This window comes from Paractinoplanes rishiriensis, assembly GCF_016862375.1.
In the GTDB taxonomy this organism is placed as follows: Bacteria; Actinomycetota; Actinomycetes; order Mycobacteriales; family Micromonosporaceae; genus Actinoplanes; species Actinoplanes rishiriensis.
The window spans coordinates 1-15612 of record NZ_BOMV01000039.1 but is presented as its reverse complement, the minus strand read 5'-3'; the positions used below and the strand labels follow the sequence as shown (position 1 = coordinate 15612).

Here is a 15612-nt window from a genome sequence, read left to right as displayed (position 1 = left end):
CATCACTTCTTCCGCGCCAGCGCGACGGCGAGGATGATGATCGCACCGCGGACCACCTGCTGCTGGCTGGACTCCAGGCCGGCCAGGATCAGCCCGTTGTTGATCAGTCCGATCAGCAGGGCGCCGAACAGGGTACCGATGACCGAGGCGGAGCCGCCGAACAGGCTGGTGCCGCCGAGGATGACCGCGGCGATCGCGGACAGTTCATCACCGGTACCCCACTGGAACCGGCCCGACTGGAGTCGGCCGGCGTACAGCAGGCCGACGATGCTCGCCACCACGGCGGAGATCAGCAGCACCTGGAACTTGATGCGCTTGGTGTTGATGCCGGTGAAGTTGGCCGCTGTCCGGTTGCCGCCGGTCGCCAGCACCTCGCGGCCGTACCGGGTCTTGGTCAGCACGACATGGCCGACCACGACGAATATCGCGCTCCACACAATCAGGCCCGGGATCGGCCCGATGTTGCCCGATCCGAAGACCAGGTTGAACGCGTCGTTGAGGATGGGCTGGGGGGCGGAGGCGGTGACCCACTGGGCGACGCCGGAGGCTATCCCGAGCATGCCCAGGGTGACCAGGAACGACGGGATACCCAGGGTGGCGACCAGCCCGCCGTTGATGGCGCCGACCACGAGGCCGACCGCCAGCCCCCCGATGATGCCCGCCACCAGGCCCCAGTGGGACAGCGCGATGGCCGCGACGACGCTGGACAGGCCCGCGACCGAGCCGACGCTCAGGTCGATCTCCGCGCATGCGATCACGAACGTCATGGCGACGGCGATCACGGTGATCGTCGCTGTCTGCCGGAGGATGTTCAGGAGGTTGTTGGCCGACAGGAAGCCCTGGTCGCGCAGCAACACGGCGAAGAACAGGAATACCACGACGAAGCCGATGTAGATGACGTAGCGGTGCCAGTCGACCCCGGCGAGCCTGCCGCGACGGCCGGCCGTGGTCTCGGAGGGGGTGACGGTGGAGGTTGCCATGATCAGACTCCTTGAACGGCGAGCTGGAGGCTTTCCTCGTCCGGGATGTCGCCGCGGTCGAGCACGGTCAGCACAGCGCCGTCCTTGATTACGACGACGCGGTCGCTGACCGCGAGCAGTTCTGGATACTCCGACGAGATGACGATCACGCCTTTGCCTTCGTCGGCAAGGTTGCGGATCATGTCGAGGATCTCGGACTTGGTACCGATGTCGACCCCCGCCGTCGGCTCGTCCATGACGAGCACTTCCGGCTCCGTGCCGAGCCACTTGGCGATGACGACCTTCTGCTGGTTACCGCCGGAGAGCACGCGCACCGGTTTGGCCATGTTCGCCACCTTCACCGAGAACCGCTGGATCAGGGAGCGGGCGAGTTCGTTGCCCCTGCGGTCGCTGATCAGCGGCCCGGCCTTCAACCGGCTCAGCAGCGGCAGCAGCAGGTTGTCGCGTACGGAGTGGTCCAGGACGAGGCCCTGCTCCCGCCGGTCCTCCGGGATCAGTGCGATACCGACGGCGGCGGCGTCGCGTGGGTTGCCGAGGTCCACGCGCCGGCCGTGCAGCCGTACCTCCCCGCTGTCGAGCTTGTCGATCCCGAACAGGATGCGCGCCAGCTCCGTACGACCGCTGCCCATCAGACCGGCCAGGCCGAGGATCTCGCCCTTGTGAAGCTGGAACGAGACGTCGCGGACCCGCCGACCGGCGTTGAGTCCTTGAGCCTCCAGCAGCACTTCCCGGGTGCCCCGCGGCGCACGCTCCTTGTACTCGAGCTCGCCCTCGATCTTCTGCCCGACGATGCCCTCCACGATCTCCTCGCGGGTGACCTCCTTGAGCGACTTGGTGAACAGCCGCCCGCCGTCGCGCAGGATGGTGATCCGGTCGGCGATCCGGTACACCTCCTCCATCCGGTGCGAGATGTAGATGATCGCTATGCCCCGCGCCTTGAGGCGCTCGACCAGTTCGAACAGCGCCTCGGTCTCGTGCTTGGCGAGGCTCGCGGTGGGCTCGTCCATGATGAGGATCCGGGCATCCTGCGCTAGCGCCTTGGCGATCTCCGTCAGCTGCCAGTACGCGGTGCTGAGGTCCTGCACGCGAGCGGTCACGTCGACCTCGACGTGCATGCCGGCGAACACCTCCCGCGTCCGCCGGACCGCCTCCCGGTCGTTGATCATGCCGAGCCGCCCCATCGGCTCGGCCGCCAGGAAGACGTTCTGCGCTACGGTCAGCGTGGGGACGAGACTGAACTCCTGGAACACCATCCCCACGCCCGCGGCGCGGGCGTCGTGGATGCTCGACAGTCGCGCCGGCTCGCCGTCGATTCTGATCTCGCCGGCGTCCATCGAGTACACGCCCTGGAGAATCTTCATCAGGGTCGACTTGCCGGCTCCGTTCCCGCCGGCCAGGGCGTGTACCTCGCCGGCGCGGACCTCGAAGTCGACGCCTTGCAGAACCGGCACCCCGGAGAATGACTTGTAGATCCCGGACATTTCGACGGCCGGCCTGTCGGCCCCGCTCCCCGGCCCGTCCGGGCGGCGGGGGCTCGTGATGTCTTTCATCGTCTCGGCCATGACGTTCGTCCCTTCCCGGCGGATTGGTGGCCGGGGTCGCGTTAGTTACGGGAGGTACGCGTTCTTGAGGAAGTCCGGGGGCGGCTGGTGGTAGACCTGCGTCCAGGCCTCCAGCACGTTGTCGTGCGTCACCGCCAGCGCGCCCAGCGACACGAAGGTCGGCTCCTTCTTGCCGATCAGCGCGCCCGCCGCCACCCGCGCCTCCGTGACGCCCTGGTCGAACGGCACCTGTGCACCGACCCCCACCATCAGCTGGTTTCTCGCCAGGCCGAGAGCGACGATCTTGCCGAGGTCCTGGGCGGTCACCGCGAGGTCGAGCCGGCCAGTGGCACGGGCAGCGGCCATCACACCCTCGGCGGGCACGTCCCAGATCGCCCAGATGCCTTTCAGATCCGCGTACTTGCTCAGCATGGCGCTCGCCACGTTCTGCGCGTCCCCCGCGAAGTCGGGGCCCACGATGCCTTTCTTCTCGACGATCTGGATGTCCGGGTAGTTCTTGAAGGTGGCCTCGGCTCCGGCGCGGCGCTCGTTGTTCACCGGGAAGTCGATACCGTGATAGATCATCCCGATCTTGCCCTTGCCGCCGATCGCCTTCGCCATCAGGTTGGCGGTCACCTCGCCGAGGCGGTAGTTGTCCGCGGAGACGATCGCGACGTAGTCCTTGCCGGGCACCATCCCCTTGGCTGCCAAATCCATGAAGACGATCTTGACTCCCGCCGCCGCGGCCTTCTGGTATGCCGGCGCCGTGGCCGTCGTGTCCGTCGGGATGGAGACGATGATGTCCGGCTCTTTCGCCAGCATGGTCTCGATGTCGCTGGTCTGCTTGTCGGGGCTGAAACCGGCGTCGGTGACGGCGACCACCTCGATGCCCAGCCGGGCGAACTCGGACTTGAGCCCGGCGGTCTGCGCGTTCGACCAGTCGTTACCGCCGAAATGCAGAGCGATTCCGGCCTTGGCCTTCAACGCTTTGATCTTCTCCACGTCCTGCGGTGTCAACTCCACCGCGGACGCCGGCGCCGGCTCTTCGCCGTTCGGACCCGGATTCCCCGGTGCGGTCTTCAGCTCCGCCAGCGCCTGATCGGCCTGCTGGGAGACGCCGGGATCCTGCTGCACGGACGTGGCGGACGGATACGCGCACCCGCTTGCCGCCAGGAGCACGACCGTCACGACCACGAGCGGACGGAATACCTTCCTCATGGCTTACCCCCACTCTGTAGCAGCGGACGCAGGAACCGCACGGAGTCGGCCGCGAGGGCGTCCATCGATTCGGCGACCGGCCGCCACAGGGATACCGCACGGGCGATCTCCTGGACGGTGGGCAGGAACGACTCGACCACGACGCTGCCCGCGTAGTCGATCCCGCGGAGGGCCGCTACGACCTCCTCCCAGGCAATGTGCCCACTCCCCGGCGTACCACGGTCGTTCTCGGATGCCTGGAAGTGGAAGACGCGGGGTCCGGCGGTGGTGATCGCGGCGGGGAGACTCTTCTCCTCGATGTTCATGTGGAACGTGTCCAGCAGCAGGCCGACGTTGTCGGCGCCCACGTCCGCGCAGAGCCGGACGCCCTGCTCGACGGTGTTGACGAGATCCGTCTCGAACCGGTTCAGCGGCTCGACGGCGAGCCTGACGTTCGCCGTGCGGGCGTGTTCGGCGACCTGCGCCAGGCTTTCGGTCGCCCGCGCCCACTGCGCCGCGCGCGCACCGCCGTCCAGCAACCGCGCCTGCCCTGTCGGCGCGTACATCGGGCCGCTGACCAGACTGCCGCCCACCGCCGCGGCAAAGTCCACGCAGTGACGCAGGTAGCCGGTACCGCCGCGGCGGCGATGCTCGTCCTCGTGGGAAATGTCGCGGTCCGGGCCGAAGGCGCCGCACACCAGCACCGACAATCCCTCTTCGGCCGCCGCCTTCGCGACGGCGGACGCCGTCAGCCTGCCCGGATCCTCGATGCACACCTCGACCTGCTCGTACCCGAACGACTTGACCTTGCCGAACAGCCCCAGGTCGGCGTCGGAGAACGGCGAGGCCAGCACGAAGGTGCTCAGGCCCAACGGGATGGGCCGGGTGGTAACCATGTCAACCCTTTCCGCCCAGGGTGCGACGGGTGCGTACCAGGTCCTCCATCGCGCGGATCACCCGGATGGCGCGCTCGGTGTAGCGGTCGAAGAACTCCTCGTGACGCCCGCCGGAGAACGGGTCCGCCAGCGCCGGCAGCAGCTCGAAGCTGATGTACTTGTCATAACCGATCTCGACGAGCGCATCGACGATCGGGACGAAGTCGATGTGCGCCCCGCCGGGCGCGGTCCGGTCCGAGTCGGCGAAGTGCACATGCTGCAGGACGCCCGCGCTGTCGCGGTACGCGTCAGCGAGCGAGGCCTCCTCGATGTTCATGTGGAAGGTGTCACCCTGCACGCCACCGTTGGTCAGCCCGGTCTCGGCCCACAGGCGCCGCGCCTGCTCCAGCCGGTTGAGGAAGTACGACTCGAACCGGTTCCAGCACTCGAGGGAGAAGCTGACACCGCGCGGCGCGGCGTACTCCCCGGCGTTCCGGATGGACTCGACGGCCCACTGCCACTCCTGGGCGGGATCGGCGAGCGCCTTGATTTTCATGTTGGCCGTCGGATGGACGACCACGGTCGGGCACTCCATCGTCGCGGCGAAGTCGACCAGGTCCTTGACGTACTGGATCGCGGTGTTACGAGCATCCGGATCCGGGTGGATCAGGTCGCGCTCCGGAGTGTAGATCGAGCAGATGCTACTGACGCCGATGCCGGCATCCTGGGTCAGCTTCGCGACGCGCTTGGCGTCGATCTGCTCCGGCTCGCCCACGACCTCGATCGCGTCGTAGCCGAAACGCGCCACCCGATCCACCGAGACCGCGAGGTCTTCACCGGCGTAGACGAGTGAGTTGTAGGAATAACGGAATCCGCCCTCAGCCGTCATGTCTTTCACCTACCAAGCCTTGATGCCGTTCCTTCATGCCTGAATGTGGACCTTGACCGTGCTCTTGTCGCGCTCGAGGCCGCGGATCGCGTCCACCGCTTCGTCGAGCGGCCGCACCGAGTCGACGATGAGGCTCGGGTCGAACGTGCCACCCGAGAGCAGTTCGATCGCCCGCGGCCCAGGTGTCGTAGGTACCGGCGTACGACGCGACGATGGTCAGTTCCTTGGCGTACACGTCGAACGGGCGCAGCGATATGCTCCGGTCCATCGGCGCCGCCCCGTACGCGAGCACCTTCCCGCCGCGGCGGACGGCCGCCATGGAGTCCTCGTAGGTGGGGATACTGCCCACAGCTTCGATCATGACGTCGGGCCCGATGCCGTCGGTGAGGTCGGCGACTGCCTCGACCACCGGTGTGTCGAACGGGTTCAGCAGCTCGTCGGCGCCGAGGCGCCCGGAGAGCTCCCGCCGGCGCTCGTCCGGCTCGGAGACGATTACCTTGCTGGCCCCGCTGAGCCGGGACAGCGCGAATGAGCACCTCGCCGGGCCCCGCGTCCGGGATTGGCACCTCGTCCAGCCGCAGGTTCTCCGTGGAGTGCAACCGGACCGCGGTCATCATCCCGGTCATGTTTCCTCCCTCCTACGCGTCGAGCAGCTTGTCCAGGTACGCCCGGCTGCTCTCGGCGGCCTCGCGGGGATCGCCCTCGTAGGCGTCCAGTTCGACGATCAGCCAGCTGTCGTACCCCGCCTCCCGTAGCGCCCGCAGGATGTCCGGGAAATCGAGGACGCCGGCACCCAACGGCAGGAAGGCGAGCGGTTCCGGGCGCAGGTCTTTGAGGTGTACGTGTCGGATCCGGTCGGGGTACCGGCGGATCAGCGCCGCCGGATCGCCGCCGCCGGCGGCCAGATGCGCGGTGTCCGGGCAGAACCCGATCCGGGTACGCGACATCAACCGCTCGAGCTCGTCCGGGCTCTCCACGATCGTGGACAGGTGCGGGTGGTAGCTGGCGCTCAGCCCCTGGCGTTCGGCGATGTCGGTGATCCGGTCCAGCGCCGCCGCCAGCCGGTCGTAGTCCTCCGACGGCGTGCCGGCCGCGCGCCGGGCGCCCCCGCCCACCACCAGGCTGCGCGCGCCGAACGTCGCCGCCAACTCCGCCGCACGCTCGACCCGGTACAGCTCGTCCGGCAACGCATCGGCGTAGACGAAGTTCGCTCCGGTGTAGACGCTGACCAGCTCGACAGCGGCCGAGTCGAGCAGCTCGCGCAGGTCGTCGGGCCGATCGGCGTATGCGGCGACGTTCCCGTCGAACATCTCGGTGCCCTCGTACCCCGCGGCGGCGATGTCGCGTACCGCCTGCTCCATCGAGCCGTTGGCGCGGTAGTACAGGTCCTTGATGCTGGTCACGCCCGTCGCGTCGCCGACGACGCCGCCCCAGGTGATCGAGTGGTATCCGAGTCGCATGCCTGGCATCCCCCTTTTCGGGTGCGGGATGCCCCCGGGCTCGGCCGCGATCCCGTCTAGAGTGTCGTCGCTGTATCCCGGCCAGCTCCACCCCGGACCTCACTGGGCGGAAGATCTGTTCGTGTCGGTTTCGTGGCCCGGCGCCCCGCCACCGATGGCACCGACGAGTTCCTGAGCGATCCGGTTCGCAGCCAGCCGGACCAGCCCGACCGGACGTGCTGCGAGTCGGTGGCACGGACGGCCGCCGACAGCGCGGCGACCACGCCACCGGAGGGACCGAAGACGGGCGCGGCCACCACGACCGACCGGAGTCCGCGGCGGGTGACCGCGACGCCGGAGCGGCGGATGCCGGCCAGCCGCTGACGGATCGGATGCGTCGACGCGATCGGATGGCCGTTCGTACGCGGGTAGTCGACGAGGACGCACTCGATGAGATCCGGGTCGGCGTAGGCGAGCAGGACCTCGCCGGCGCCCAGGGAGGTCAGCGGGATCCGTGTACCGACCCGCACGCCCGGGTCCACCGGGTGGTGACCCGAGATGTTCGTGACGTAGAGAGCGTACGTGCCGTGGAGTACGGCCAGGTGGAGACTGCCGTGGGTGGCCTCGTACAGATCTTCCAGGTGGGGTTGGGCCCGGTTCGTTCCGCTCGACGATGTTGCCGGGCTGCTGCGGCCGTACGTCGAAAGTCGGGTCCGGGAAGCCTCGGTCGCAGCCGATGGCGGCGGCTTGCGATATCTGCACAACGGTGTGCCCGTCTGACCGACAGCCCCTCCCAACGCCCTCACGGCCGGCCCGTCTCATCTAGAGGTCTGACTCGCCCGGAAGCTCGACCAATCGGGCCCGGGCGCTACGGAGGCGTACGACGCTGCGCGCTTGGCCTTCGAGCTCGGTCGTTCTGTTCGAGAACTTCGTGAGCGCCGAGGTTGGAACCAAACGCAGCTGGCAAAAGCATCGGGGATGACGCAGTCCGCGGTCGCCCGGTTCGAGGCCGGCGGAACAGTTCCTACCTTGGCAGTGCTGGAACGGCTGGCGACGGCCCTGGACGTACGACTCAGAGTGGGATTCGAGGCCGCTTGAGCTGCGGCGAACCGTCAATGCGGCTACGGCGGCGCTCAGCGCGCACCCCGACGCGTCTGTGACCTGGAAAAACGTCCTGGCATCGGGATACCTGGAACGACCGAAGTCCGGTTCGCATGGTGCAACGCTCGGCCCACCCGGGTTCGAGTCCCGACGTATTATCACAATCCTTAGTTAAACACCATTGACGTCGATATGGCGCAGATTGATCCATCCGTAAAGGTTCAAATCGGCCAGCGGGGACGCAGAGCTCTCCTGGAGGCGTCTCTATGTCCGTGATGGAACTGCGATTCGTTCTTGAATGACGAGTTGTCCGGCTGATCTCGGCGCTGTCGGTGCTTGAGGTGCTTTGTGTGACCCGCCCCGGGCACCTCTTGACATCGTGAGGTGTGATTGCCCCGACCCACGGGCGCGCCTCGGCTCCCCACATCGGTGCGATTTGCGTGGATCTGCCCCGGTAAATCGGCAACGATGTGGAAGCGAGTGACGTTGTGGTCTGGTGGATCGGCGCCGAGTCGCGGATGGTAATGCGGTGAGTTCCTGGATGCGCCGCCGCGACCACAACATATTCTTCAATGCTTTCTCGTTGCTGGTCTGCGGTTTAGTGGCCGGCGTCGTGGTGGCGGCGGCCGTGTTCCCAGCCGCGGCGATGTCCGGGCTGGCGGCCAAGGCGGGCAACAAGACGTTCGCGAGCCTGCCCAGCGAGATCAAGGACTTCAGCTCGCCGCAGATCAGCCGGATCTACGCGTCCGACAACAAGACACAGATCTCGCAGTTCTACGACGAGTTCCGCAGCGACGTGCCGCTCAAGGAGATCTCCAAGCCGATGCGCGACGCCATGGTCGCGGCCGAGGACCGGGAGTTCTACAAGCACAACGGCGTCGACCTCAAGGGTGTCGCCCGCGCGTTCGTGAGCAACAACAACGGCAAGCAGAAGCAGGGCGCCTCGACCATCACCATGCAGTGGGTGCGCATGTCGCTGGCCTACTCGGCGACGAACGCGCAGGAGGTGGTGGACGCGACCAAGGACACCCCGAAGCGCAAGGTCACCGAGATGAAGTACGCGCTCGAGGTGGAGAAGCAGCTCACCAAGGACCAGATCCTGGAGCGCTACCTCAACATCGCGCCGTTCGGCAGCCGGGCGTTCGGGATCTTCGCGGCCAGCCAGGTCTACTTCAACAAGAAGCCCAAGGACCTGAGCGTCGGCGAGGCCGCGATGCTGGCCGGCATCATCCGGGCGCCGTCGTTCTACAACCCGACCACCCCGGACGGGCGCGAGGAGATCCAGAAACGCCGCGACAACTACGTCATCCCGGGCATGGTCGAGATCGGCGCCATCACGCCGGAGCAGGCCGCGGCCGCCAAGAAGGAGCCGATCCCCAACAAGGTCCGGCCGATCGCCAACGGCTGCGTCTCGGTCGCCAAGAACAACTGGGGCTTCTTCTGCGACTACTTCTACCGCTGGTGGATGAGCCAGGAGCAGTTCGGCGAAACCGAGTACGACCGGGAGCGCCGCCTGAAGAGCGGTGGCTACCGGATCACCACGACGCTCGACATCAAGGCGCAGAACTCGGCTCGGGAGCGGATCGCCGAGCTCATCAAGGAGAAGAACAAGAACGCGCTGCTGCTGGCCGCGATCCAGCCGGGCACCGGCAAGGTGCGGCTGCTGGCCGCGAACCGGAAGTACAAACTGGACAACCCGCAGAACCCGCAGAACTACATGTCGCCCGACCCGAAGAAGGCGCGGAAGGGTATTCGGGGTTCCTTCCCGAACACCACCAACCCGCTGCTGACCGGCGGCGGCGACATCACCGGTTACCAGGCCGGCTCGGTGATGAAGATGTTCACCATGGTGGCCGCGCTGGAAAAGGGCTATCCGCTCGCGTACACCATCAAGGCCGAGAAACGGTATAGATCGGGCTATATCGTCGAACGCAGCACCCCCTCGGCATGTCCGGGCACGCATTTCTGGTGCCCGAGCAACTCCGGCGGTGGCGGCGAGGGCGTCTTCAACATGTGGACCGGCTTCGGCAAGTCGATCAACACGTTCTTCGTCCCGCTCGAGGAACGCGTCGGCGCCGAGAATGTGGTGGCGGTCGCCAAACGGTTCGGCATCCAGTTCCGGGCACCGAACGACGCCGAGCTGGCCGAGCCACGCAACGCGCGCCAGTGGGGCGCGTTCACGCTTGGCGTCTCGAACACGACCCCGCTGGACATGGCGAACGCGTACGCGACCCTGGCCGGCGACGGCATGTACTGCGCGCCGACGCCGATCGAACAGATCGTCACCCAGGACAACGCGAAACTCGACATCGGCAAGCCGCACTGCATCCGCGCGACCAGCAAGGACGTGGCCCGCGCGGCCCTCGACGCGACGCGTTGCCCGGTCGGCGACTCGGCCCAGCTGGGCCGGTGCGGCGGTGCCACGGCGCCGCAGACCCGGTCCACGGTCAAGCATCCGGTGTTCGGCAAGACCGGCACCACCGACCACGACAAGACCGCTTCGCTGATCGCCGGCACCACCCAGCTGGTGGTGGCGGGTTACCTGGTCAACCCGGACTACCAGAACCACCCGGACCGGCTCCGGCACGCCCAGGTCAACCCGGCGGTCTACAAGACGCTTGCTGACTACATGGAGGGCAAGCCGCGCGAGCAGTTCGAGCGGCCGGAGAGCCGGAAGATCGCGTACGGCGACCAGCGCTCGATCCCCGACGTCACCTGCGATTCGCTCGACAGTGCCCGCAATCGCCTGTCCGGCGCCGGATTCTCGGTGTCGTTGGCCAACGGCGAGGTCGACTCGACCTGCCCGGCGGGCACCGCGGCCGGCACCAACCCGAGCGGCCGCACCATCAAGGGCGGCGTGGTGATCATCGAGGTGAGCAACGGCCGGGGCGCCCAGCCGCCGGGCACCCCGGGCATCCCCGGGTTGCCGTTACCGCCGGGACCGCGCTGACGTAGCTGGTCCGACCTGGCCAGGCCGACCTAGCCAGGCCGACTTAGCTGGCGCCGGCGCCTTCCACCGCGAAGGCGTCGGTGCCGATCGGCCGGACCTTGGCGCCGGGCGGGAGGTCCAGGCCGGGCGCGGTGCCGGCCGCCGCGCCGCCCGCCACGATGCCGTAGACGACGTTCCCGCGGCTGGTGAACCGCACCGGGCGGCCGTCCGCGGTGGTGCCCTCGGCCCTGGTCCACGGCCGGGTGCCGTACACCGCCTCGCCGTGCACCTCGAGCCAGCGGCCGATGCCGTACAGCAGTTCCTGTTGCGCCCGCGGGATCTGACCGCGGTCGTCCGGGGTGACGCCGAGCAGCAGGTTCCCGTTCTTGCTGATCACATCGGCAAGCAGAAGAACCAGATCCGGTACGGAGATCAGCTCGGTCTCCTGGCGATTCCAGCCGAACGAGATGCCGACGGCGCGGACCGTCTCCCACACCTCGGTGTCGATGTCGGCGCGGCGGGCGTACTCGGGCGTGCGGACGTCCGGGCGTGCGGTGCCGAAGCGGTCGTTGACCACGCCGTCCGGCACCGCGGCGTAGTAGTCCTCGATCAGCCGGTCCGGCTCGGCGGCCGGCGGGTACTTGATGTCGTTCCACAGGATGGCCGGCCGGTAGCGTTCGATCAGTTCGCGCCAGTGCGCGTCCACGTAGCGGGCGAACTCGGGGCTGTCCGGGATGCTGTGCGGGATGTCGGCCAGCCGCCGGATCGGCAGGTGGTCGAAGGTCCAGTCCGGGCCGCCGGAGTAGTAGAGACCCAGGTGCAGGCCGCGGCCGCGGACCGCGGTGGCCAGTTCGCCGATCACGTCCCGCTCGACCGACCAGCCGGCGCGGTTCGGGTTAGGCGTCGCGGACGGCCAGAGCGTGAAGCCGTCGTGGTGCTTGGTGACCGGGATGACGTACCGGGCGCCGGACGCCGCGAACAGGTCGGCCCACGGTTCGGCCGACCAGCCCCGGACCGCCTCGGCGAAGGCACCGCGAAAATCGCCGTAGTCCTGCCCGCCGTACGTGGCCTCATGATGTTGCCTTGTCGGCCCGTCGAGCAGGGCACTGTTCTGGTACCACTCGGCATACGAATGCCGGGCCAAGGGGTCGCTCGCCGCGTCGCCGTCCGGGCCCTCCAACTCGGCCTCGAGGATCCGCACCACCTCGTCGTCGAGCGGCGCCCAGGCGGGGATCGAATACAGTCCCCAGTGGATGATGATGCCGAACTTCGCGTCCCGGTACCAACCGGGCGTTGCTCTCACCGGTTCAGCTCCAGCTTGATGGCGTCGTACGCGAGTTCGTTGCCCAGCTCCGGCGGCGAACCCTCGTTGATGCGCAACACGATCTCGTTGCCGGTGGGACGCAACAGCGCGGCGTCGAACGGGAAGGCCCGGCGGAACGTGCGGCCGCCGCAGCCGGAGCGGTAGGTGGCGCCGCGGGTCTCGTCCGGCTCGAACGTCCAGACGTGTGGCGTTCCGTTGATCGTGACGGTGAGGTTGCCCGGGGTCGGCGGGATGTCCCGGGCGGTGTCCATACCCCACGCGGCCAGCGCGACGGTGAGGGTCGCGGTGGCCCCGGCGCGGGCCGGCCGGTCCAGGTCGAACAGAATCCGCCAGGGCGCCTGCTCCACCCCGTCGATCCGCTGGAACTGCAGGTAGTTCCAGTCCTGCGGGCCGCTGCTGCCGACCCGGTAGACGACGCCGTCCGGGAAGTCCGCGGCGAAGAACCGCGAGGTGCCCCACTGCCGGAACTCGGTGCCGCGCCGGAACTCGGCCGAGGTGCGGTTCGGCGTGCCGATCTGCCACAGCAGCCGGCCGGCCGGAGCCACGCAGCCGGGCAGGTCGTCGAGCCGGACCGTGCCGCCGGCCGGCACCACCACGTCGTCGCGGACCAGGTCGTCCCAGACGCCGGGGCGATAGACGGTGAGCCGGTAGGTGCCCGGTCGTACGCCGCCGATCTCGAACCGGCCGTCCGGGCGGACGTCGGCCCAGTACGCGTAGCCGAGCGCGGTGCGCTGATGGTCCAGCCGGTTGTCGGACAGCACGGCGACCGCGCCGCGTGGTCGATCGATCCGGCCGCGTACCACCGATCGGTCGGTCCTGGGAACCCACCCGGGAAGCGCCACCCGGTCGTAGAACGCCTGGTGTGCCGCCGGATTCGCGCTGCGCATCGCCTCGGCGCGCATGACGGCCGGATCGTCGCCCTTGGTCAGCTGCACGAAGTAGGGCCCGTAAGTCTTGGACCAGTCCTGCCCGGCAGCGACCCGCACCGGCGGCGAACCGTAGTGCGTGCCGTGCGGCTCCACCAGCAGCACCGGGCGACTGGTGGTCTGGTGCAGGTTGAGGTCCTGGCGCACCGGGCCGCCGCTGAACGCCTCCCGGTTCGGCTGCACCACCCAGATGCCGTACCCGTTGCCGTAGAGGCCGTGCACCACGTGGTCCTTCACCCAGGTCGCCCAGTCGTACTTGGTGTAGTACCGGCGCGGGTAGGCCGAACCGACCCCGTCCAGGTCGTGCGTCGCGTCCATCACCATCGGGCCGGCGGCGAGCTCGGCCGGGGTCGGCATGACCGCGGCGCCGGCCCGCCAGGCCAGCCCGATCGGGTCGTCCTCGACCGAGGCGTCGGTGAACCGGGCCGGGTCCAGATAGAAGACGTACCGGTGCTGGTCGGAGCGGAAACCGTGCAACTCGGGCGGGTGCTGGAAGACGGTGGCCAGGTGCAGGCCCGCCTCGCCGGCCCGGACGATGTAGTGCCGCTCCAGCCAGAACGGGCCGCCGTTGGACGGGCTGTACCGGAACGCGACGTCCACGAAGTCGTCGCCGGTGCGGATCTCGTACGTGTTCTGCGCGGGTGGCAGGGGGAGCGGGTCGCCCTCGCGCGCGTTGTTCATGTCGTAGTTGCCGCGGCCGCCGGCCAGCATGTCCTGGCCGTCGAAGATCAGCTTGGTGAGCCGGGCCGGCGTGGTTTTGTTGATCGTGAGCTGTATCGGGCCGTTGTCGACCAGGATGTCGGTTTCGGTCTCGGTGACGCCGATCGCCGCCGGGGCGGCGTCTGCGGCGTGCGCGGCGGTGGGTGTCAGGGCGGCGATCGAACCGGCCGCGAGGGCGTGGAATTGCCGGCGGGTGACGATGGCGGGTCTCCTTCGATCGAGGAAAGCGCTTGCCTCGATCGAAGACTAACGATGAATGTGCCCCTGTGGGCACCTTTCAGCCTGCTCACAGCTTCTGGCAACCACATTAGGTGGACGTTGCTTTACCCTGGAAAGGCAGCACATGACGTGCTTCAACCTCAAGGGAGGCTGGACACAGTGAAATCTTCGAACCCGGTACTCTCGCGCCTCGGTCAGGCGGCTGAGCGGGAGCGGACAACCGGGTACGGGGCGCCCGTTTCCGGATACGATCAGCCGTACCCCACCGCCCCGGGACAATACGCCGCCCCGCCCGCCGTGCGGCCCATGACGATCGACGATGTCGTCGTCAAGACCGTCACTCTGCTCGGCATCACCGGCATCTCGGCCATCGTGGCGTGGAACGTCATCCCCGACTCGCTCATCGGTCCGGCCTGGATCGGTGCCGCGCTGATCGGTCTGGTGATGGGTCTGATCATCTCGTTCTCGCGGATGGCAAACCCGGCCCTGGTTATCACGTACGCCGTGATCGAGGGCGTCTTCGTCGGCATGGTCAGCAAGTTCTTCCAGGAAATCATGGGTTTCCAGGGGATCATCCTGCAGGCCGTGGTGGCGACGTTCGGCGTCTTCTTCCTGATGGCGATCCTCTACAAGTCCCGGGTCATCCGGGCCACGCCCAGGTTCACCAAGGGCCTGATCGCCGTCATGGGCGGCCTGTTCGCCGTCATGCTGATCAACCTCGTGCTCTCGCTGTTCGGCGTGAACACCGGCCTGCGTGACAACGGCCCGCTGGGTTACATCTTCAGCATCGTCTGCATCACGGTCGCGGCCCTGAGCTTCATCCTGGACTTCGACCAGATCGAGCAGGGCGTGCGGATGGGCCTGCCCCAGCGGTACTCGTGGACCTGCGCGTTCGGCATCCTGGTCGGCCTGATCTGGCTCTACCTGGAAATCCTCCAGCTGCTGAGCTACCTACAGGGCGGCAGCAGAGATTAGTCGTTTCATCCAAGCGGCGCCCGGCCTGTCCTCCCACTGGCCGGGCGCCGCTGCCTTTTCGCGTACGCTCGCCCCCGTGACCGACTTCGCCACCGCCGCCGACCGCCTGCTGACCCAGGTGCGCCACTGGGAAATCCCCCGCTGGCAAGACGGCCGAGGCGACCGCGTCCACGCGTTAGCCCAGCACTTGGCCAACCTGACCGCCGACGCCGAGGGCCGCCCGCACCGCACACTCCCGCGCGAACTGGACGTGGTCCTCCCCGACCAACTACGCGTCCTGGCCGACGACTTGCTGGCCGCCGGCCCGTCCGAGCGGCAGCTGGCCGAGGCCGTGGAGGCGGTCAACCAGGTACGCGGCACCCTCTAGCCGCCACCGAGCCCACCCGCCGCCGGGCCGCCGCCGGGCCGCTGGGCCGCTGGGCTGCCGCCGGGCCGCTGGGCTGCCGCCGGGCCGCTGGGCTGCCGCCGGGCCGCTGGGCTGCCGCCGGGCCGCTGGG

The 15612-nt window shown here is 68.2% G+C and carries 14 protein-coding genes; 4 read left to right on the top strand and 10 right to left on the bottom strand.

What is annotated here, in order from left to right; translation table 11 throughout:
* Positions 1 to 2: 2 nt before the first annotated feature.
* The 8 genes from Ari01nite_RS16965 to Ari01nite_RS51685 all read right to left on the bottom strand — a co-directional run bounded on the left by Ari01nite_RS16965 (position 3) and on the right by Ari01nite_RS51685 (position 7727).
* Entirely contained in the window at positions 3 to 980 is a 978-nt protein-coding gene (locus tag Ari01nite_RS16965; protein WP_203782227.1) for an ABC transporter permease, read from the bottom strand.
* A 2-nt stretch (positions 981 to 982) separates the two neighbouring features.
* Entirely contained in the window at positions 983 to 2542 is a 1560-nt protein-coding gene (locus Ari01nite_RS16960; RefSeq protein ID WP_203782226.1) for a sugar ABC transporter ATP-binding protein, read from the bottom strand.
* 45 nt (positions 2543 to 2587) lie between these two features.
* A complete protein-coding gene (locus tag Ari01nite_RS16955) occupies positions 2588 to 3709 on the bottom strand; it encodes a substrate-binding domain-containing protein (protein ID WP_203782225.1) in 1122 nt (373 codons plus the stop codon).
* 26 nt (positions 3710 to 3735) lie between these two features.
* Positions 3736 to 4614, bottom strand: a complete 879-nt coding sequence (locus tag Ari01nite_RS16950; RefSeq protein ID WP_203782224.1) for a sugar phosphate isomerase/epimerase family protein — start codon at positions 4612 to 4614, stop codon at positions 3736 to 3738.
* A gap of 1 nt (position 4615) precedes the next feature.
* Positions 4616 to 5482: a sugar phosphate isomerase/epimerase family protein gene (locus tag Ari01nite_RS16945; protein WP_203782223.1), complete on the bottom strand. Its 867-nt coding sequence runs from the start codon at positions 5480 to 5482 to the stop codon at positions 4616 to 4618.
* Positions 5472 to 6005 carry a zinc-binding dehydrogenase gene (locus Ari01nite_RS16940; protein WP_203782431.1) on the bottom strand — a complete coding sequence of 178 codons (534 nt, stop codon included), beginning with the start codon at positions 6003 to 6005 and terminating at the stop codon, positions 5472 to 5474. The genes Ari01nite_RS16945 and Ari01nite_RS16940 overlap by 11 nt, the downstream gene beginning before the upstream one ends.
* A 115-nt stretch (positions 6006 to 6120) precedes the next feature.
* Complete coding sequence (locus Ari01nite_RS16935; protein ID WP_203782222.1) at positions 6121 to 6942, bottom strand: sugar phosphate isomerase/epimerase family protein; 822 nt, start codon at positions 6940 to 6942, stop codon at positions 6121 to 6123.
* Between the two features lie 56 nt (positions 6943 to 6998).
* Positions 6999 to 7727 (bottom strand): IclR family transcriptional regulator domain-containing protein, encoded by a 729-nt coding sequence (locus Ari01nite_RS51685; RefSeq protein WP_438872181.1) that lies wholly within the window; start codon positions 7725 to 7727, stop codon positions 6999 to 7001.
* An 88-nt stretch (positions 7728 to 7815) separates the two neighbouring features.
* Here Ari01nite_RS51685 and Ari01nite_RS16925 point away from each other — a divergent pair, with 88 nt between their 5' ends.
* Both Ari01nite_RS16925 and Ari01nite_RS16920 read left to right on the top strand, forming a co-directional pair.
* Positions 7816 to 8019 carry a helix-turn-helix domain-containing protein gene (locus tag Ari01nite_RS16925; protein ID WP_239162803.1) on the top strand — a complete coding sequence of 68 codons (204 nt, stop codon included), beginning with the start codon at positions 7816 to 7818 and terminating at the stop codon, positions 8017 to 8019.
* 544 nt (positions 8020 to 8563) lie between these two features.
* The gene (locus Ari01nite_RS16920) at positions 8564 to 10972 is read left to right on the top strand and encodes a penicillin-binding protein (protein ID WP_203782430.1); all 2409 of its coding nucleotides are present in this window, start codon (positions 8564 to 8566) and stop codon (positions 10970 to 10972) included.
* 43 nt (positions 10973 to 11015) lie between these two features.
* On the opposite strand, the gene Ari01nite_RS16915 is transcribed toward Ari01nite_RS16920, so the two are convergent.
* Together Ari01nite_RS16915 and Ari01nite_RS16910 are read right to left on the bottom strand one after the other, a co-directional pair.
* Positions 11016 to 12254, bottom strand: coding sequence for an alpha-L-fucosidase (locus tag Ari01nite_RS16915; protein WP_203782220.1), 1239 nt, complete (start codon positions 12252 to 12254; stop codon positions 11016 to 11018).
* Positions 12251 to 13912 carry a polysaccharide lyase family protein gene (locus Ari01nite_RS16910; RefSeq protein WP_203782219.1) on the bottom strand — a complete coding sequence of 554 codons (1662 nt, stop codon included), beginning with the start codon at positions 13910 to 13912 and terminating at the stop codon, positions 12251 to 12253. Before Ari01nite_RS16910 ends, Ari01nite_RS16915 begins: the two co-directional genes overlap by 4 nt.
* A 387-nt stretch (positions 13913 to 14299) precedes the next feature.
* Between Ari01nite_RS16910 and Ari01nite_RS16905 the strand changes: the two genes are divergently transcribed.
* Together Ari01nite_RS16905 and Ari01nite_RS16900 are read left to right on the top strand one after the other, a co-directional pair.
* Positions 14300 to 15115 (top strand): Bax inhibitor-1/YccA family protein, encoded by an 816-nt coding sequence (locus tag Ari01nite_RS16905; protein ID WP_203782218.1) that lies wholly within the window; start codon positions 14300 to 14302, stop codon positions 15113 to 15115.
* A 76-nt stretch (positions 15116 to 15191) separates the two neighbouring features.
* On the top strand, positions 15192 to 15482 hold the full coding sequence (locus Ari01nite_RS16900) for a hypothetical protein (protein ID WP_203782217.1): 291 nt from the start codon (positions 15192 to 15194) through the stop codon (positions 15480 to 15482).
* Positions 15483 to 15612 lie beyond the last annotated feature (130 nt).